Origin of the sequence: Pusillimonas sp. (assembly GCF_035515275.1) — a bacterium.
Lineage (GTDB): Bacteria > Pseudomonadota > Gammaproteobacteria > Burkholderiales > Burkholderiaceae_B > Pusillimonas.
This window is the reverse complement of sequence record NZ_DATJBQ010000051.1, coordinates 1-19662: the sequence shown is the minus strand read 5'-3', so window position 1 is coordinate 19662 and position 19662 is coordinate 1. Positions and strand designations below refer to the sequence as shown.

Annotated in this window: 19 protein-coding genes and 1 tRNA gene; 3 read left to right on the top strand and 17 right to left on the bottom strand. The window is 57.9% G+C overall.

All coding sequences use genetic code 11. The features are described 5' to 3' along the window. Positions 1-3 precede the first annotated feature (3 nt). From VL003_RS03400 to VL003_RS03370, 7 genes are all read right to left on the bottom strand, one after another. Positions 4-1905 carry a potassium transporter Kup gene (locus tag VL003_RS03400; RefSeq protein ID WP_325439580.1) on the bottom strand — a complete coding sequence of 634 codons (1902 nt, stop codon included), beginning with the start codon at positions 1903-1905 and terminating at the stop codon, positions 4-6. A gap of 35 nt (positions 1906-1940) precedes the next feature. Then, a complete protein-coding gene (locus VL003_RS03395; RefSeq protein WP_325439657.1) occupies positions 1941-2996 on the bottom strand; it encodes a sensor histidine kinase in 1056 nt (351 codons plus the stop codon). 46 nt (positions 2997-3042) lie between these two features. Continuing rightward, a complete protein-coding gene (locus VL003_RS03390; protein WP_325439578.1) occupies positions 3043-3717 on the bottom strand; it encodes a response regulator transcription factor in 675 nt (224 codons plus the stop codon). 49 nt (positions 3718-3766) lie between these two features. Continuing rightward, positions 3767-4213 (bottom strand): ExbD/TolR family protein, encoded by a 447-nt coding sequence (locus VL003_RS03385; protein ID WP_325439576.1) that lies wholly within the window; start codon positions 4211-4213, stop codon positions 3767-3769. A 2-nt stretch (positions 4214-4215) separates the two neighbouring features. Beyond that, entirely contained in the window at positions 4216-5133 is a 918-nt protein-coding gene (locus VL003_RS03380) for a MotA/TolQ/ExbB proton channel family protein (RefSeq protein ID WP_325439574.1), read from the bottom strand. Positions 5134-5141: 8 nt separating this feature from the next. Further along, complete coding sequence (locus tag VL003_RS03375) at positions 5142-5888, bottom strand: energy transducer TonB (RefSeq protein ID WP_325439572.1); 747 nt, start codon at positions 5886-5888, stop codon at positions 5142-5144. 163 nt (positions 5889-6051) lie between these two features. Beyond that, the gene (locus VL003_RS03370) at positions 6052-6519 is read right to left on the bottom strand and encodes a MarR family winged helix-turn-helix transcriptional regulator (RefSeq protein WP_325439570.1); all 468 of its coding nucleotides are present in this window, start codon (positions 6517-6519) and stop codon (positions 6052-6054) included. 92 nt (positions 6520-6611) lie between these two features. Here VL003_RS03370 and VL003_RS03365 point away from each other — a divergent pair, with 92 nt between their 5' ends. The 3 genes from VL003_RS03365 to VL003_RS03355 all read left to right on the top strand — a co-directional run bounded on the left by VL003_RS03365 (position 6612) and on the right by VL003_RS03355 (position 10360). Further along, on the top strand, positions 6612-8474 hold the full coding sequence (locus tag VL003_RS03365; protein ID WP_325439569.1) for a feruloyl-CoA synthase: 1863 nt from the start codon (positions 6612-6614) through the stop codon (positions 8472-8474). 100 nt (positions 8475-8574) lie between these two features. Then, positions 8575-9723, top strand: coding sequence for an ABC transporter substrate-binding protein (locus VL003_RS03360; protein ID WP_325439567.1), 1149 nt, complete (start codon positions 8575-8577; stop codon positions 9721-9723). 118 nt (positions 9724-9841) lie between these two features. Continuing rightward, positions 9842-10360, top strand: a complete 519-nt coding sequence (locus VL003_RS03355) for a hypothetical protein (protein WP_325439565.1) — start codon at positions 9842-9844, stop codon at positions 10358-10360. Between the two features lie 12 nt (positions 10361-10372). On the opposite strand, the gene VL003_RS03350 is transcribed toward VL003_RS03355, so the two are convergent. The 10 genes from VL003_RS03350 to VL003_RS03305 all read right to left on the bottom strand — a co-directional run. Next, positions 10373-11632, bottom strand: coding sequence for a flavin-dependent oxidoreductase (locus VL003_RS03350; RefSeq protein WP_325439563.1), 1260 nt, complete (start codon positions 11630-11632; stop codon positions 10373-10375). Between the two features lie 36 nt (positions 11633-11668). Then, a complete protein-coding gene (locus VL003_RS03345) occupies positions 11669-12436 on the bottom strand; it encodes an SDR family NAD(P)-dependent oxidoreductase (protein WP_325439561.1) in 768 nt (255 codons plus the stop codon). A gap of 16 nt (positions 12437-12452) precedes the next feature. After that, positions 12453-13928 carry an NAD-dependent succinate-semialdehyde dehydrogenase gene (locus VL003_RS03340; RefSeq protein ID WP_325439559.1) on the bottom strand — a complete coding sequence of 492 codons (1476 nt, stop codon included), beginning with the start codon at positions 13926-13928 and terminating at the stop codon, positions 12453-12455. A gap of 97 nt (positions 13929-14025) precedes the next feature. Further along, positions 14026-15189: an ABC transporter substrate-binding protein gene (locus VL003_RS03335; protein ID WP_325439557.1), complete on the bottom strand. Its 1164-nt coding sequence runs from the start codon at positions 15187-15189 to the stop codon at positions 14026-14028. Between the two features lie 100 nt (positions 15190-15289). Continuing rightward, the gene (locus tag VL003_RS03330; RefSeq protein WP_325439555.1) at positions 15290-15958 is read right to left on the bottom strand and encodes a GntR family transcriptional regulator; all 669 of its coding nucleotides are present in this window, start codon (positions 15956-15958) and stop codon (positions 15290-15292) included. Positions 15959-16008: 50 nt separating this feature from the next. Then, positions 16009-17025 carry an aromatic ring-hydroxylating dioxygenase subunit alpha gene (locus tag VL003_RS03325; protein ID WP_325439553.1) on the bottom strand — a complete coding sequence of 339 codons (1017 nt, stop codon included), beginning with the start codon at positions 17023-17025 and terminating at the stop codon, positions 16009-16011. A gap of 179 nt (positions 17026-17204) precedes the next feature. Beyond that, a tRNA-Val gene (locus tag VL003_RS03320) sits at positions 17205-17280 on the bottom strand. A 109-nt stretch (positions 17281-17389) separates the two neighbouring features. Continuing rightward, positions 17390-17662, bottom strand: a complete 273-nt coding sequence (locus tag VL003_RS03315; protein WP_093970339.1) for an HU family DNA-binding protein — start codon at positions 17660-17662, stop codon at positions 17390-17392. Positions 17663-17977: 315 nt separating this feature from the next. Next, complete coding sequence (locus tag VL003_RS03310) at positions 17978-19216, bottom strand: cystathionine gamma-synthase family protein (RefSeq protein ID WP_325439549.1); 1239 nt, start codon at positions 19214-19216, stop codon at positions 17978-17980. A 131-nt stretch (positions 19217-19347) separates the two neighbouring features. Continuing rightward, positions 19348-19662, bottom strand: a 315-nt coding sequence (locus tag VL003_RS03305) for a TrmH family RNA methyltransferase (RefSeq protein ID WP_325439547.1), incomplete at its 5' end; no start/stop codon positions are given.

Genomic DNA, 19662 nt, shown 5'->3' with positions numbered 1-19662 from the left:
ACGTTAAAGCTCAAGCTGCATTCCCATCTCGACCACACGATTGGGCGGTATCTTGAAAAACCGGGTGCTACGGCTGGCGTTGCGTGCCATGAACGCGAACAGGCTTCGGCGCCAACGCAGGTGCAGGGGCAGCTTGCGCACCACGATAATGGTTTGACGCGACAAGTAATAAGACGTGTGCATGGGTTCGAGTTCGAGCTCGGGGTGTTCTTGCCCAACCTGTTCAAGCAATTGCGGAACATTGGGCTCTTGCTCGAACCCCCACTGGGCCACGACCTGCCAACTACCGGCACTAAGCTGCTCGAGCCGATATCGCTCGTGGGCCGCCACGTAGGGCACGCCGGCGCTATTAACCGTTAGAAACACGACCTGCCTGTGCAGCACCTTGTTGTGCTTGAGATTATGTAAAAACGCCGGCGGTACAGTGTCGACGATCATGCTCATGAATACCGCCGTGCCTGCCACCCGTGTAGGCGGGTATTGCTCCAGATCGCGCATGAATGCCTGCAGGGGCGGTTGGTCGCCCGCCAAGGTATCATGAATACGTTGGCGGCCCTGCTTCCAGGTCATCATAAGGGTGAACAGGCAAATTGCCACCACCAAGGGCACCCATCCACCAGCAGTAATCTTGAAAAGATTGGACGAAAACAGCAGGACGTCGAACGCCAGGAACAAACAAAGCAATACCAGCCACAAGACCCGCCGGGGGCCTTTCGAGCGCCCCGGCAGCACCTTGAACGCCAGTAACGAGGTGACCAGCATGGTGCCCGTTACCGCGAAACCGTAGGCCCCGGCGAGCGCCTGCGATGAACCGCCCACAGCAATAAGCGCCAGCACAGCCAGGCATAATGCAATATTGACGCGCGGAAGGTAGATCTGCCCCTCTTCACTGGCCGAGGTATGTTGAATGTCCATGCGCGGCCAAAAACCCAGTTGTATGGCTTGGCGGGTAACTGAAAAGCTGCCGGTGATCACCGCCTGAGAGGCGATCACGGTTGCCGCAGTGGCCAGCAGCACCAACGGCCACAAAGCCCAATTTGGCGCCAGCAAGAAGAACGGATTTTTGATCGCGGCCGGATCAGCCAGCAACAAGGCACCTTGCCCAAAATAACATAACACCAGCGAAGGCAGGACCATGCCAAACCAGGCACGGCGTATGGCCGAACGCCCAAAGTGGCCCATGTCGGCATAAAGTGTTTCAGCACCGGTCAGCGCCAGTACCAAGGCGCCCAACAAAATAAAGCTGGTCCAGGGCCCCTGCGCGATAAAAGAAAGCGCCCACGCCGGATTGAGCGCCTGCAATATTTGCGGGGCCTGAACAATGCGCCAACCACCCAACACGCCCAGAACCAGAAACCACAGCAGCATGATGGGGCCAAAAAGCTTGCCCATGGTGCCGGTGCCTCGCGACTGAAGGGCGAACAGGCCGATAATAAGCAGCATGGCGACCGGCACCACCCAGTCGTCAAGCTTGTGAGAAACCACGCCAATGCCTTCGACGGCAGAAATCACCGAAATGGCCGGGGTGATGATGGTGTCTCCGTAGAACAAGCTGGCCCCGATGACACCCACGATCATCACAACCCAACGGCTGCGGCCTTCAAGGCCTCGAAGAGCCAGCTCCATAAGAGCCAGCGTACCGCCTTCTCCCCGGTTGTCTGCCCGCAAGATCATGGCGACATATTTCAGGGACACCACGAACATCAACATCCAGAACAACAGTGACAGCACGCCCAAAATGTGCTGAGGTTGGGCGGGGCTGAATCCCGACAGGGCCGCCCGTATGGTGTAAAGCGGGCTGGTGCCGATGTCGCCGTATACGACGCCCAAGGCGCCCAGCAACAGGGCCGCCCCCGGTCGCGGGGCGGACGGCGCTGAGCCGGCCTGCATACTCTCGGTGCTCATGACATCGTCCCTATGTAAGTGCGCTGTTTCATGTTCTATTGTCTAGTCAAGTTTGCGCCGATGCGCGGACCCGGAAACACAATGCTGACGCGGGTTCCGTTTAGCCTGGGGCGGCTGGTCAGGCTCCACCAAGCGCCGTGCGCCGAAGCGATTTCCCTGACAATGGCCAGGCCCAGCCCCGAACCCGTACCTTGCGACTGCGGCGAGCGGTAAAAAGCCTCGAAGACGCGATCCTGATCGGCAGGGTCGATGCCGTCGCCGTCGTCTTCAACCAACAAGGCGGGCGGGGTGGCATTTACCTGCAAGCGGATATGGCGTACGGAACCGCCATAACACAAGGCATTGTCGATCAGGTTGCCCAGCAACTCGGACAGCAGCAAGGGGTCGGCGTCAATCCAGACCGGCTCGTCGGGCGCGGCCAATTGCAGACTGACGTGCTGTCGATGCGCCCGAGGTACCCACTCTGCACCGTTGACCCGAACCCAATCGGCGAGGTCCAGGCGCTGGAAAGTATCTTGAGGACGTGCCGATGCATCTGCCCGAGCCAGCACCAGCAACTGCTGGCCTAGCCGGATCAAGCGGTCGGTGACGGTCTTGATGCGCTCTGCACGCGCACGAACGTCGTCAGGCAGCTCGTTGGCCAGCATCAGTTCGCATTCGAGCTTCAAGCCGCTTAAGGGGGTGCGAAACTGATGTGCGGCGTGCCCGATAAAGCGCTTTTGCGCCTGCACCGACTGGTCAAGGCGGCTGAGCAGTTCGTTGACGCGCGCCACAACCGGAGCGATTTCGGTGGTCAGGCCGGTGGCATCGAGGGGTTGCAGATCGTCGAGCGAGCGTTGTTTCAGGTCGTCTGCCAGGCGATTGATCGAGTGCAAGCTGGAGCGCACGCCAGAAATCAGCACCCAGGCAAACAGGACCACGAGCAAAAACTGACCAAGCAACATCGCCCAGAAAATATCGCGCAGTAACCAGACTTCAAGATGGATCTGGGTGGTAACGTACCAGGTAATGACCAGATCGATGGCGACCAGCAGCAATACCGGAGGAAGCAAGCGAAGAATGAGATGACGAGCCAGCGAGCCCTCAGGCATCAGGCGCGTCAAACGCTTGAAGAGAGTGTCGCCCGGTGCGAAGGAGTCAGGCAGCGCTTTCGACATCAAGCAAATAGCCGAAGCCGCGTACGGTCTGTATGGATGCGCCGCTGCCCTCGAGCCGCTTGCGCAGGCGGTACACATACACCTCGACCGCGTTTTCGCTGAAGTCGGCATCCCAGGCCGACAGCGAACTGACAATCTGGCGTTTGGTGACCACCCGCCCCGCCCGACCCATCAGCATTTCGAGCACAGAAAGTTCTCGCACCGATAACGTCAGTCGTGACCCGGCGGCTCGTACTTCGCGATTCACGGTGTCAAACACCAGCGGTCCGACCTCGAGCAAGGGCTGCGCTTGTCCTGTGCGACGCCGCGCAAATGCGCGTACGCGCGCCGCCAACTCGGCCAGCTCGAAGGGTTTCGTGACGTAGTCGTCGGCCCCGGCGTCCAGACCCGCAACCCGGTCTTCGACAGCGTCGCGCGCAGTAAGTATCAGTACCGGCACCTGTTCGCCCTGGTTTCGAAGGCGGCGAAGGATATCGAGCCCGCTGATGCCGGGCAGGTTCAGGTCGAGCAGCAAAAGATCGTAGGCCTGCGCCGAAACGGCGCCGGCCACGTGCTCGCCGTCTTTGAGCCAATCGACCGCGTAACCCTGCCCCGCTAGAAATTCTTGCAGAGCGGGGCCCAGGGTGGCGTCGTCTTCGATAACCAGAACTCGCATGCTGTGATTCTATATCGAACCGGCCCACCATTGCCCTGCTTGCAGAACTTTAGTCCGCCTGAGCGGCCTGCCCGCCCCCATTGTCAGCAGGCCGGGTCACAAAGCCCACCCGCTTCATGCCCGACGCCCGGGCGCTGCCCATGATCTCAGCCAGAATCTCATATCGAGTGTCAAGGTCTGCCCGGATACGCAGTTGAGGCTGCGGATCTTGCGCGGCTTCTTGCTTCAACCTTGGGGTGAGCTCTTCGAGCAGTACGGGCTGCTCGTTCCAGAACATCAGGCCCTGGTCGTCGACCGCCAGGTCAATGACCTTGGGCTCTTGCTCGACCGGTTCTGCCGATACTTGCGGCACATTGATCTTGATGGAGTGACTGAGCAACGGCGCGGTAATGATGAAAATCACCAGCAGCACCAGCATCACGTCAATCAGCGGCACCATGTTGATCTCGGACATGGTCTGCCCGCTGCTTTTAGTATCGAAGCTGCCAAAAGCCATGATTATTCGCCTTTACGAGCTGCGGCAGGCGTAGCAGGAGCGGCGGCCGGCAAGCCGCGTATCTTGCCTCGATTTTCGATAACCTGCTGACCAGTGGAAAGGAAGGTGAAAAGATCGTGCGCAAAAGCGTCCAGTCGCGACAAATAGACGCGGTTACTGCGCACAAATGCGTTATACGCCAGCACAGCCGGTATGGCCACAGCCAGACCCAGGCCTGTCATGATCAATGCCTCGCCGACCGGGCCGGCAATTTTATTGATGTTGACGCCGTCCGACAGTCCGATACCGATCAGGGCATGATAAACACCCCACACGGTGCCGAACAAACCTACGAACGGCGCGGTGGAGCCGATGGATGCCAGCACGGTCAGGCCGTTTTCGAGCTTGGCGGTTTCTTCGTCGATCACCTTGCGGATCATGCGGGTCACAAACGCTGCGGTCGAGCCTTTTTCCTCGAGTTTCATTGCGCCGTACTTCACATGATGATTACGGGCGTGAATGGCGTGGCTGGCGACATGCGCAAAGGGTTCCGTTGCCCCGTGCGTATTGATCTCGTTCTCGACCTGCTCCAACGAGCTTGCCGCCCAGAAATGGTTCAAAAAACGCGCTGAATCGCGGCTCACCCGCCAGTTTGTAAACGACTTTACGAAGATCAAGTACCAACTGACCAATGACATCAAGACCAGAATGACAAACAGTGCTTTTCCGACAAAGTCGCTTTGCGCGACAAAATGCAATATGCCTCCGTCCGCCAATTGCTGAACACTGGCATCCAGCAGCGAGGGCGCGCCGCCCGTTGTCGATGCGCCGGTGTCGGCCTGCGTGGCGGGGCCGACTGCGGATTGCACGGCGCCCGAATCGGTTACGCTGCTGCCGGCTTGCGCCAGGACCTGCAATGCGCCTTGAAGAATATTGAACATGCTGGTTCCTAAATTACAAAGTCAAAAGGAATATCGGCCAGGGCGGGATACGCAACGCCGTTCTCGGTGTATGGCTTGAACCGCGCCGTTCTGGCCGCCCGTAAAGCGGACTGGTCGAGACGCTCGTAGCCCGAAGAGGATCGCACCGTGGCATTGACGACTGAGCCTTGCGGCGAAATCAGCACCCGTACCACCACACGCCCCTCTTCGCCCCGACGCAGCGAGGCATTGGGATACTGAGGACTGGGCCGTTTGCCCAGATAGTCAACCCGGCTCACATGGCGAGGCTGGTCATCGGGCATCGGCTTGGGTGCCTGCGGCGCGGCGGTCGCACTGGCTGCGCCGGTGGGCGGAACCGCAGGCTTGGGAGGGTCGACGACCGGCTTGGCTGCGGGCTTTGGAGCGGGCTTTGGAGCGGGTTTCGGCTTAGGTGAAGGTGGCGGCTCCGGAGGCGTTATGGCTTCCGGTTCCGGTTCCGGTTCCGGTTCCAGCTCGGGCTCGGGCTCGGGCTCGGGTTCTGGATCAGGTTGCGGATCGGGCTGCGACACGGCCTCAGGCTCGGGCGCGGTGTCGATGATTTCGGGCCCAAGTTCGACAAACTGGATCTCGATTGATTCGGCCAGGTCGAGCTCGGTCTTTTTGGGGGCCGCCAAGATTACGCCTAGCACTGCGAAGTGCAAACCGGCAACGCAAGTGGCTGCAATGGCTTTGGTTAGCGCAAGGCTACGGAACGGCTCGATACGAGACTGGGGCATGAATCCAACGGCAAAATATTAAATGCTCCTGGAAGGCCATCCAGGCAAGCAAGCACAATATCAGAAATGGGAACCATTCGCAATATGATTTCATCGGCAGCCGCTGTTGCAAAACCACAGTGCTGTATCGCTTGCAATATCGCGTTGCGTTACTGCGGGCCGGCTATAGCGATAAATGGCTCAGCCCGCGCATCATGGCGCGTAACCGGCCGTGTAAAGGGGCGTACTGATCTTCGTCGAGCTCGGCCAGCAGCGCCTTCTCGACCCGCACTACGGCGGCATCGCATTCTGCCAAGAGCTCTTCACCCTGAGGAGTAAGGCGTATATGAATGATGCGGCCGTGCGATGCGGCCGATTCACGGGTGATCCACCCACGTGCCTGCATGAGCTTGACCATTTCATTTGCCGATTGCGGAGACACCATGGAGCGCTCAGCCAATTGTGCATTGGACAATTGCCCGTGACTATTCAGCACCGACAGCGCCGTGTACTGTGCGGCGGTGACCTCCCAGGGAGCGATAGCGTCGCGAATTCGCCGGTTCAACACATGATCGAGGCGGCCAATCAAATAGGCGATGCCGTTGGGGCGCTGGGGCCAGGTCTGCGCAAATTGCGGGTTTTTCTGGATCATGATTGGGCTTGTCAGCAGGTATCTCGACGTGTAGTATAAGCCTAATATCAGGTTACTTGATATTATTTTAAGAATCATCTGGAAGACGACTCATGGAGACAACACCGCGTTATCGCAGCGTGGCCCTCGGCCCCAAAGATATTGACATCCAAACGCGCGACAACGGGTTCACCTACGTCCGTTCGTCGGGTCAACTGGGCGACTACCCCGCTCGCCTGACGGATAAGCTTATCTATTGGGCCAAACAGGCGCCTGATCGCACTTACATCGCCCAGCGCGAGCCCGACCACGGCCCATGGCGCCGAATCAGCTACGCCCAAGCCCTGCAAGCGGCTCGCCGTATTGGGCAAGCCTTGCTCGAACGCGGGCTAGGTGTCGAGCGGCCCGTCTTGATACTGTCGGGCAACGACATCGAACAAGCCTTGCTGGCTCTGGGTTGCCAGTTCGCAGGCATTCCCTACTCGCCCATTTCGCCGGCATACTCATTGGTCTCCAAAGACTATGAAAAACTGCGCCATGTACTCGAGGTGATCACACCCGGCCTGGTATTTGCCGCTGATGCCCAGCTCTACAGCGATGCTATCAACGCCACCATCAGCCCCGATATCGAGCTGGTTGCCACCCGTCCCGGCAACATCAACCGGCCCTGCACCAGTTTCGAGCAATTGTTTGCCGAGCCCACTGCGGCCATCGACACGGCCCAACAAGCGACGGGCCCCGACACCATCGTCAAGTTCCTGTTCACCTCGGGCTCAACCAGCTTGCCCAAGGCGGTTATCAACACCCAGCGCATGATGTGCAGCAACCTGAAGATGATGGTGCTGGCCTGGCCGTTTCTCACCGAAGAGCCGCCCGTACTGGTCGACTGGCTGCCCTGGAACCACACATTCGGGGGCAACCACAACCTGGGCATGGTGCTGTACAACGGCGGCACGTTATACATAGACGAGGGCAAGCCTACCGATCAGGGCATGCAAACCACCCTGCGCAATTTGCGCGAAATCGCGCCCACCGTGTACTTCAACGTGCCCATCGGCTGGGAGAAAATCGCCAACGCGCTCGAAAGCGATCCCGAATTGCGAAGCAAGTTTTACAGCCGCATAAAGATGCAGTTCTATTCGGGGGCCGCGCTGGCCCAGCCGGTATGGGACAAACTCCACGCCACGGCCGAACTCGAGTGCGGCGAACGCATTGTCATGACAACCGGTTTAGGCATGACCGAAACTTCACCGTCGGCCATGTTTGTGCTTGACGAGCGTGCCCTGGCCGGCCAAATCGGCCACCCTCTGCCTGGCATGGAGTTCAAGCTTGTACCCAATGCCGACAAGACCGAGGTGCGCTACAAGGGCCCCAACGTGACGCCGGGCTATTGGCGTGAGCCCGAAAAAACCGCCGAAGCGTTCGATGACGAAGGCTTCTTTTGCTCGGGCGACGCCGTTAAATGGCTCGACCCCCACGACCCCAACCAAGGCTTCGTGTTCGACGGCCGGGTCGCCGAAGACTTCAAGCTCGATACGGGCACGTGGGTCAACGTAGGCCCGCTGCGGGCACTGGTTGCCCGCCAAGGTGCGCCCTACCTGCAAGACTCGGTCATTACCGGCCACAACCGTCGCGAACTGGGCGTGCTGATTGTGCCCAACCTGGCCCAGTGCCGAAAACTTTCCGGGCTGCCAGAAAGCGCCACCGACCAGGAGGCGCTGGCCAGCCCCGCGGTCCGCAACTTTTTCCAGCAACTGATCCAGCGCCTGAACAGCCTTGGAACAGGCAGCGCCACACGCATCACTCGCGGCCTGGTACTAACCCAGCCCCCTTCTCTTGACCTGGGCGAAATCACCGACAAAGGTTCGATCAATCAGCGCGCCGTGCTGACGCACCGGGCCGCCCTGGTCGACGCACTGTACAACGAGACCGATGCCGGAGTGATCAAAGCAGATACTCAATCCAGTCACACATAGTCAACGCCACGCCGGTTCGGTTTTTCGATGCCGATTTTTTCAACCAACCAAAACCACAACGCCGCAAACAGTCTTGCGGCATCATCCAGGAGACAAAACAATGGCAAACAAAAAAATCTGGCGCACCACGCTGCTGGCCGCCTCACTTGCTCTGGCCGCAATGCCGGCCGCCCATGCCGAACTGACCGTCGGTGTCGTGCTGTCGCTTACCGGCCCCGCGTCCGGCTTGGGCATTCCGGTTAACACCGGTTTTGCGCTTTGGCCCGAAACTGTCGGCGGCGAAAAGGTCAAGTTCGTAACGCTGGACGACGCCAGCGACCCCGCCCGGGCCCAACGTAATGCGCAACGGCTTATCTCTGAAGACAAGGTCGATGTCATTATTGGGTCTAGCACCACAACACCGGCCATCGCCATGGGCGAAGCTGCAGCCGAAGGCAAGACCGTACAGTTGGCTGCTTCGCCGGCAGAGTTCCCTGAAGGCAAAGGCACCTGGACCTTCCGGCTGCCCCAGTCTACGGCGGTTATGGCCGGTGGCGTTATTGAACACATGAAAAAACATAACGTCAAAAACTTTGCGTTTATTGGCTACGGCGATGCTTACGGCGAAAGCTGGCTTAAAGACCTGACCCGCCTGGCTACAGAAGCCGGCATCAAAATTACCACCGCCGAGCGCTATGCGCGCGCCGACACCAGCGTTACGGCTCAGGCGCTTAAGGCCATCGCCACCAACCCCGACGCCATACTGATCGTTGCTTCGGGCAGCGGCTCGGCCATGCCGCACACCACGGTGGTCGATCGCGGCTTCAAAGGCAAAATCTACCAGACCCACAGCGCCGCTTCCCAAGACCTGATCCGCCTGGGCGGCAAGGCCGTCGAAGGCTCTTTCGTGGTGTCGGGCCTGGCAGTTCTGCCCGAAGGATTGCCCGAATCCCACCCGTCCAAAAAGATCGCCAGCGACTTTGTCGCCGAGTACGAAAAAAAATACGGCGCGGGCTCACGTAACCAGTTCGCCGCTCACGCGTACGATGCTTACCTGATCCTGGACAAGGTGGTGCCCATTGCTCGCGAAAAAGGCAAGCCCGGCACGCCCGAGTTTCGCAGCGCCCTGAAAGACGCGCTTGAAACCCATGGCAGCATCCCTATTACTCAGGGCGTTATCACGTACACTAAAGATGATCATTTCGGCTTCGACAAACAGGCGCAGATGATGCTTACCATCAAAGACGGGGCCTTTGTGGCCGCCGAATAAAAGCACTTTGCTGTGCCCCGGGCCACGCGTGCCGGGGCATATCGCTTGCTGGTCGCCCTGCCTATGGCCTGCCGCGGCGCTAACCGGCGTCGCGGCTTTTTATTTGAAGGAGCGAACCATGGTTTCCGACATCGAAGGCATCTCACCCAACGATATCCGCAAGTACCTGCAGCGCATCTGCCAGGAAGCCGAAGGCCTGATGCGCGACTACGATCCGCGCGCGCTGGTCGAATGGACCGACACCAACATCGCCGACGGGGCATGTTTTCAGGTAGACGTTCGGATCGAGAAAGATGGGTCCCACACCGGCAGCATCGCCATGACCCTGACCAAAGAAGACCTGCTTCAGATGGGCGGCGTGTTTGGTGCTGCCGTCAACAAAGAGAATATTGTCGATTATTCGCTGGACCTCGCCCTGCGCGATGTGATTACGCATGGCACCGAAGCGGCCACTGCAAAGGTTACCTGGCGCGAACACCTGATCGTCCAGGGCCAGCCGGGTCCGGACGAAGAACGCAGCCGCCTGACACTCGAGGCCGAAGCCGATTGCGTGCACCTGGTCGTACGCGAAGAAGGACGCCTGACCCTGGGATTGTCCTTGTGCTCGGGTACGGCCCGACTGGGGGTTTCGGGGTAGCTGTGTCCAACCTCAGACGTAGCGGTTTCGGTTCAACAAAGAAGGCGCATCGAAACCCGCTATTTTTCGATAATTTTCGGCAATGGCCTGAAGCTCGGACAACGCAATGACATCTTCGATGTGCTCAAACCGCCGGCCTTTCGACCGCTCGAATACCTCGCGCAAAATTGCATCGGGGGGGTTTACCCGGTTAGTCAACACCACACGGGTGGTCGCCTCGACCCGAACTGCGTCATAGGCTTGCAGCGCTTCAGGGGTCAAACCCGAGCGCTTCAATTCGCCCGCCAGTACACGGGCGTCGATAATTGCCTGGCCGGCACCGTTAGAGCCCCGGGGCACCATGGGGTGTGCCGCGTCCCCCAAGAGGGTTGCACGTCCTTGAGTCCAGGTAGGCAAAGGGTCGTGGTCGCACATGGGATACTCAAGAATGGACTCTGATGACTGGATCAATGCCGGCACATCAAGCCAATCGAAGTTCCAGTTTTCAAATGCCGGCAGAAAATCCGCAAGTTGGCCCGGACGGCCCCAGTCTCGCTCGGCCGAACGCGGCGCTTCAAGCTCGGCCACCCAATTTATCAATTGCTTGCCGTCTGGGGTCACGTCGTTTCGAATTGGGTAAACAACCATCTTTCCTACCGACAACCAACCCGCCCGGATCATGCTTTTGCCGCCGAGTATGGGGTTCCAAACCGTAGTACCGCGCCACATATTCACCCCTGAATAACGCGGTGGGCCTTCGTCGGGGTACAACTGCTTGCGAAAAACCGAATGTATGCCGTCGCAACCTACGGCGATTCGGCCTTTGACGGCGGGTAATGGGTTGCCGTCAGCATCGACAAAAGACACTGTCGCAGTATCGTCGTCTTGCGTGAAGCCCACACACCTATACCCGCAGCGAACGCTGTCTTTCCCCAGTCGCGATCGCACTGCATCCAGCAATATGGTTTGCAGGTCGCCGCGATGAATTGAGTATTGAGGCCACGGATAACCCAGTGCAGCGCCCGCCGGCTCTTTGTATATTTGTTGGCCGTGATGAGTAAAAAACACAGATTCGCTGGTTTGTACGGCCACTGCATTCAGCTCGGGAAACAGCCCCAGCTCGCCGAGCTCTTTACTGGCGTGAGGCATCAGGTTGATACCCACGCCCAAAGGGCGCAGCTCGGGGACCGCCTCAAACACCTGGCACGATATGCCCGCCTGATGCAAGCTTAATGCCAGGCTTAAACCGCCAATGCCTGCACCGATAATAATCACGTCGGAATTTGCCTTCATCAACACTCTTCCATCTATGCGGTTTTTCTGCTGCGCTCAGTTGAAGTACGATCCACCATCAACGAGCATGGTTTGGCCAGTAACGAACGATGACGCGTCTGAAAGAAAAAAACTCACTGCACCCACCACATCGGCAGGCACCTGATCGCGAGCCAGGGATCGGGCCTTGCGGGAGACATCCTGAAGCTTGTTGAGCTGGATCTCGTTGCTCAACACGCCCTCGCTCAAGGTGAACCCGGGCGCCACACCATTAACCAGAATATTGCTTGGCCCCAGCTCGCTTGCCAGACAGCGGGTAATGGCAAGTACCGCGCCTTTGCTGGCCACGTAATGCAACATGAAAGGGACGCCCTTGAAGGGCGTGCCCGATATGATGTTGACGATCCTGCCGCCACCCTGTACCTTGAATAGCGGCACAACGGCCTGGCAACACGACACCAGGCCAAACACGTTCACGTCAAAAAGCCTACGCCATTCATCAGAAGCGATTTCTTCGAACGGCCTTGGAATGATCGAAGAGAACATGCCGGCATTATTGACCAAACCGTCAAGCCCCCCAAGTGCCTGCCGAGCGTCTTCGACCATCTGTTCAACCTGCTGCGCATCCGAAACGTCTGCCGCCAAGCCGACCGCCGTCCCGCCGAGCGCCTGGATCGCCGTTACCGTCTCGACAGGAGCCTTGAGATCAGCGGCGGCCACCAATGCTCCATCTTCGGCCAACTGAATGGCTATTGCCTTTCCGATGCCACTGGCAGCACCCGTGACCAGAACGCGTTTTCCGTCCAGGTAGATTTTTTTACTCATGACTGCCCCTGTTTGATCATGTTGGAAACGCCTCGCATATGAATTTGGTTTCCAGAAACTCGTCAATGCCCTGCCGAGCCCCTTCGCGCCCAATACCCGATTCTTTATAGCCACCGAAAGGCGCCACTTCGGTCGCGATCATTCCGGTATTGACCCCGACAATTCCCGCTTCGATGAGCCGTGTGGTTCGATGTATGGTGGCTGCGTTTGTGCTGAACAAATAAGCAGCCAAGCCCAACCGCGTGGCGTTGACGGCCTGCAGCATCGGGGCTTCGTCAGAAAACGCGGTGATGCCCACGACAGGGCCAAAGGTTTCTTCCTTGCACATAAGCATGTCGGCGGTAACGCCCAAGAGCAGCGTGGGCTCATAAAAGCATCCAACCCCGTCGGGCTTTTGCCCGCCCATCTGAAGCCGAGCCCCCTTGCTTAACGCATCGTCGACGTGAGACCGAACCTTGGCGACCGCCTGATCAGTAATCAGCGGCCCCAGGGTCGTACCCGGCATGGCTCCGTTTCCGATCACAATGCCCTGCATGGCGCGCTGCAGCCGGCTGGAAAACTCATCAAGCACTGACTCGTGAACAAAGAACCGATTGGGCGCAATACACGTTTGCCCGGCATTTCGGAACTTGGCGAACATGGCTGCAGCAACTGCGATCTCCAGGTCGGCATCTGCCATGACAATGAACGCAGAGTTGCCGCCCAGCTCCATGGACACCTTCTTGACGGTATCAGCGCATTGAGCGATTAATCGCTTTCCCACCGCGGTGGACCCGGTAAAACTGACTTTGGCGACGGCATGACTCGCCGTCCACTGGGCGCCCACCGCCGCAGCGTTCTGCCTTCCGGCCGTGACAACGTTCAACACACCAGGTGGAAGACCTGCCTGCTCGGCGAGTGCTGCCAGGGCAAGCGCGGTTAGCGGAGTGTGCTCTGCCGGCTTCAGCACCATTGTGCACCCGGCCGCCAGTGCCGGGGCCGCCTTACGAGTTACCATGGCGCAAGGCAGATTCCAGGGAGTAATACCTGCGCAGACGCCTATCGGTTCTTTTTGCACCAAGTAGCGCATGTCGGCGCGTGGCGCAGGAATAACCTCACCGTAGGTCCGCTTTCCTTCTTCGGCAAACCACTCGACAAAAGATGCCGAAAACGCCACTTCGTTACGCGCATCAGCCAGTGGCTTGCCTTGCTCGGCAGTAAGGATTTCGGCAATGGCGTCCCTATTCAGATTGATCAGACGCGCCCACTGCTTCAAGATGACCCCGCGCTCTTTGGCCGACATGGAGCTCCAGTCGGGAAACGCGCGCGACGCTGCTTCAACTGCCTCATGTGCTTCAGCGGCGCCCATATCGGGCACTACGCCTACAAGCTCGCCGGTTGCCGGGTTGTACACATTCAGCGAGGCCGACGACTCAGCCGCCACCCACTGCCCGCCAATATAGGCTTCGTCTTTCAACAAGCTTTGATCACACAAGCTTTGATCATTGTTCATGCAAACATCACCTTTCATTCGGTTTGCCGGACGCCCAGCCACCCGCTTAACCACGACGCGGCGCTATGCACCAAGCCAGAGCCTGGCCCCCGGGACATCAGCCCTTCATTGAGCATTCGGTGTAGTAGGCGTCTTTCGCCCCTTCGAGAACGGTCTTTTCAGTCACTTGCTTGATCGTGCCGTCGGTGTCCTTCACCACTTTCAAGAGATAAAAATTGCCGATTGGGAAATGATTGGTATTGAATGAAAACGGCCCACGCACAGATTCGAAATCGGCTTCTTCAAGCGCGCTGATCAGGGCTTGCTTGTCGTCGGCGGTGCCGGTCTTGCGCAGCGCACTGTCGATCAGGCGAGCAGTGTCGTACGACTGGGCGGCAAAGTTGGAAGGTTCGTAACCATACTTGGCACGAAAGCGTTCAACAAAGCGCTGGTTGGCCGGGTTGGGCAAGTCGGCATTCCATAAATTGGTTTGGTAGGTTCCTACTGCCCCCTCGCCGATAGCAGGCATGGTGATGCTGTCGATCGTAAAGGCCGAATATAAGGGAATGGTAGTGGTAAGCCCTGCCTGGGCGTACTGCTTTACGAAGTTGATGCCCATGCCGCCCGACAAGAACGCATAGAGCGCGTCGGGTTTGGCAGCCTGAATTTGCGCAATTTCGGCCGCAAAATCCAGTTGGCCCATCGCAGCATAGACTTCTTCGACGACTTCGCCTTTGTAGGCTCGCTTGAAGCCATTCAGCGCTTCCTTTCCGGCGTTGTAATTGCCGGCGATGAGGTATACCTTTTTGACGCCCTCTTGCTGAAGATGGGCCCCCATTGCCTCGTGCGGCTGATCGTTCTGCCAAGCCGTTGAAAAGAAACTGGGTGCACAGCCTTTGCCCGCCAGAGGAGCCGGCCCAGCATTGGGACTGATGAAGATGACATTGCTTTCTTGAGCCGGCTGCGCCAGCGCCATGGCCACATTTGAGAAAATGACGCCGGTCAGGATCTGCACCTTGTCCAGCCCGAACAGCTTATTGACGGCCTGCCGTCCTACCTCGGGCTTTAATTGGTCATCTTCGACAAACACCTTGGTATCGAGGCCTCCGAGCTTGCCGCCGGCTTCCTCGACCCCAAGTGCAAAACCATCACGCACGTGGGTACCCAGTGCCGCCAACGGACCCGTAAGGGTCGTGACCACACCAATTCGCACCTCGTTTGCTGCAGCGCTTCCCACGGCGGAAACCAGGGCGGCCACGGCCAGCATCTTCTTGAAATCCATGTCTGTCTCCTTGTTTGGCGGCCGGCAGAACAGTTTTCAGCAAGCTGCTGGCCGGGTACTTGTTGTTATGAATAAAATCAAGAAATACGCGAACGCTTGTTCAGAGGCCCAATGACAGGTTCAAGTCATCGAGCGTTCGACGGGCAAGCTTTCGTACAGCCGAGCAGGCGCCGGCGCTATCTCGCCGTTCAATAGCGTCTACAAGTTCGTGCCAGTACAGCGCAATCGAGCGAAGATCCTTCGCATCGCGCAGCGACGCGTAGATATACATACGGGTTTGATAAGTAAGACGGCTCCAGTTTTGTTCGAGCCGCGAGTTTCCGGAGCATGCGCATAACCACTGGCTTAGACGCCCGCCTATCGGCATCTGCGCATCGATGTCGCCCCGCTCAAGCACCTGGTTCATTTCTGCCAATAGGGTGCGGGCTTCGGCGATCTGCTGAGCCGTTGCGTGCTGGGCGGCCAACTGTGCGGCCAGTTCTTGCAGCGCAAGGCGCAGTTGAAACATCTCGACGATTTCGTCGTCGTCGAGGCTGACGACGCGAACGCCCTTCCAGGGCTCACGAACCAACAACCCGTCATTGACCAGGGTCTGCAACGCCTCGCGGATCGGGCCGTTGCTGAACTGAAACTCCTCAGCCAGTGCACTTTCCCGGATCCAGCTACCGGGCGGGTAGACGCCCCCGGCCAGTCGATCTCGAAGAATGGTCACGATACTTTCTGCAATAGAGGGTGGGGCACGAAACGCTACTTTTTTTTCAGCCGGCATGGGCAAGATCCTGTTCAATAAAATGTATGGCCCGGACGCTCGAGAAAATCTCAGCTGACCGTCTGAGGCTGTTCGCTTAAGCGCTTGACGATTCGTCGAGCCGAGATCGATCCGCTGTCGGCCCGGATACTTACTTCGTCAAGGCCGCGCCGGTCGGTTTCGATGAGCTTTTGCTGAGCCTCGAGCACCTCGACGTCTTCAAGAAAAGTGGCCAGAATTTTTTCGTTGATCAAGCTGGAAAGATCCTGGTCGTTCAGGTCAAAGCAACGAGTGATCGTCCAGAAATAAACGCTGCTGCGCGCGTCCACCGGTGTAATGGAATTCAATGAAAACCATCTCATGCCGCGTTGCAGGTCATCGCTACCTGCGGGGTAACCTCGTGCGTCAATCGATATATGCGCAGGCATCTGAAAACGAATAAGTTGCCACCGATCAATATTGCCTTCGAACTTGCCCACTCGTTTGAACAGCGGCGGCGGAGGTGTATTGCGCATGATGCGGCTCACATGAACTTCGTCGCCGCGTACTTCGTACTCCATGGGTGTTTCGACCACAGAAGCGTTGCCTATGGTTTTGCCATGCACATAAGTTTCATGCGTCAGGTCAAGCAGGTTGTCGGTCAGTAATTGGTAATTTGCCTTGACTGGCAAACTGCCCCCCGTTGCGACCCAGCCGGGTTCATCGTTATATCGAAAATTGGCGGGCAGAAGTGACTCGTCTGCGGCGTCCGGATCGCCCATCCAGATCCAGATCCACTGCCATCTTTCAATCACCGGATAGCGCCTCACCTTCATTCCCGACGGGATCTTGTCCTGGCCCGGAATACTGACGCACGAACCGGCGCAGTTGAAGGTAATGCCGTGATACCCGCACTGCACGTCGTCGCCCACCAACCTTCCCTTGGACAACGAGGCGCGGCGATGCGGGCACCGGTCGTCCAACGCCACCGCGTCACCGGCCTCTGTGCGATACAACACAATGGGCTCGCCGATGATGGTGATCTGTTTCAGCGCCCGACCCACCTGATCGCCCCAGGCAGCCACATACCATGCATTCGTAATAAACATGCCTTAGCTCCTCCATTTTTTAAATCATAAATCATTAATGATTCATAATTTATCAGCACAAACCCTTAATTCTCAATATTTTGATGAGGCAGTTTGCGACAGGCTGGTGATGCTTTGCGCAAGGCAAAATGAAAAAAGCCCCTAGATTTCTCTAAGGGCTTTGTTTCGACGGACATAAGTGGTGGGTGCTACAGGGGTCGAACCTGTGACCTACGCCTTGTAAGGGCGCCGCTCTACCAACTGAGCTAAGCACCCCGTTCGTATCAGTTGCGGCCAACGACCTAATACTTTTGGGGCCACTTCGTGCCAAAAAAAAGATTATATCTTTTTGTTAGGATCCGTGCAAATGGCGTGATCAGGAATCTTAGTTGACGGCGTCTTTCAGGGCTTTGCCGGGACGGAACTTGGGCACACGAGCTTTTTTGATCTTGATGGCTTCGCCGGTGCGGGGGTTGCGACCAGTGCGGGCAGCGCGCTCGGAAACGGCAAACGTACCAAAGCCAACCAAAGTGACTGTACCCTTCTTTTTCAGGGTCGTTTTAACGGCGCCGATGAACGCTTCGAGGGCGCGGCCTGCGTCGGCCTTGGAAAGATCGGCTTTGGTGGAAATGTGTTCGATGAGCTCAGTTTTGTTCATTAAGGTATACCCCTGGAAATTATTATGACCGACCCGGACATGCTACCCACGGCCGGTGTTTTTAAATAAAAAAAACGCAGCACGTTCAAGTGCAGCGGCCACAATGGACTGGTGGAAATGTCTGTGAAGGCGCTGCCTGCCGGCTAACGCGTATTAAGCCTCTGAAATAAACCCATGTCAAGAGAAAAAACGCTGAAAACCCGCACGATTGCTGACTTTTTAAAACTTTCTGCTTAAAGATATAAATTGACAAATGCCCTGCGAAGCGCCGAAACGACCTTGACCGAAGAGGGCCTTTTTGGGACTCCGGGCCGCTTACTGCGGCGTGTCCAGCGCTTGAAAAAAGTCGTTGGTCAGATCGTCAATATCTTCGATGCCAACCGAGATGCGCAACATGCTGTCGGCAATGCCCATCGACGCCCGACGTTCGGGGCCCATCTCGTAGTAAATGGTGTGTGCAACCGGCAAAACAAGCGTACGCGTGTCCCCCAAATGCGTGGCCAGCACAAATACTTTCAAGCGGTTCAGAAACTCGAACACATCGATGCCGTCGATAAGCTCTACGGCCAATAATGCGCCGTAACGGTTACCGAACAGTTGGCCTGCCCGCTGGTGCTGCGGATGGGCGGAAAGGCCCGGATATCCAACTTTGGACACCTTGGGGTGGGCGGCCAACGCCTGAGCCAGCGCCAGAGCATTGCTGCAGCAGCGCTCCATGCGCAGCGCCAGAGTTTCAGAACCCACCGAAATGCGGTGCGCAGAATCGGCGGACAAGGTGGCACCCATGTCGCGCAGCCCTTTCTTCTTGATTTGAGTCAGGCCCCATCCGCGCGGCGCTCCGTTGCGGTAGACCTCAGAAATATTGGGGTACGTTGACCAATCGTACAACCCGGTATCGGTTACCGCGCCACCCAGGGCATGGCCGTGCCCGCCAATGTACTTGGAAAGCGAATTCACCACCAGCCCGGCGCCCATGTCTTTACCCCGGCACAGCCACGGCGTACTCAACGTGTTGTCAATTACGTAGAGCAGACCATGTTCTGCACACCATTTGCCAATGGACTCAAGGTCGGCCACTTGGGTACCCGGATTGGCGATGGTCTCGACAAACACCATACGGGTTTCTGGGCGTAAGGCCGGCATCAGATTGGCAGCGTCGGTGGCATCCACCAAGGTTACTTCCACGCCCAGGCCGGCCAGCGTACCCAGCAAACTATTGGTATTGCCAAAAATATGCCGACTGGAAATAAGGTGGTCGCCGGCCTTAAGCAGTGTGAAGAAAGTGGCGCTCAAGGCGGCCATGCCGGTGGCAAAGCTGACCGTGTTGATGCCCTGCTCCATTTGTGTGATCTTGGCCTCCAACGCCATGGTGGTGGGCGTACCCTGCCGCGCATAGGTAAAGCCCGCCTTGCCTTGAAACACAGCGGCCAGTTCGCGTGAATCGGCAAACGCATACTCTGACGACGGATGAAGCGGCTTATGAATGGCCCCGTGCTCGACGGTCGAGCGGCGATCAGAGTGAACGAGGGTGGTGGTAAAGCCGTTGTTAGCCATGGCGGTGCACAATAAAAAATTCAAAAAACAGATGGAAAAAAAACAACGCGGCTGCAGCCGAGCGGAAAAGGCCTGTTACCTTGAACCCGCCGCACCGCCCGGTAAAAGACGCACTCGCCGTCGGTTTGAGCTCAGCCGACCATATTGCGCTGTCGTACCGTTTCGTACAGACAAACCGCGCTGGCGACGCTGACATTCAAGCTTTCTACCGCCCCCAGCATGGGGATGTTCACCAGCTCGTCGCAGGTTTCACGGGTAAGGCGGCGCATGCCCTCGCCCTCGGCGCCCATGACCCAGGCCATGGGGCGGCGCGCATCGATGTCGTGGATGCTTGCCTGCGCCTGGTCATCGGTACCCACCAGCCATATGTCGCGGTCTTTAAGCTGACGCATGGTGCGCGCCAGGTTGGTCACCATAATATACGGCACGGTATCGGCGGCGCCGCA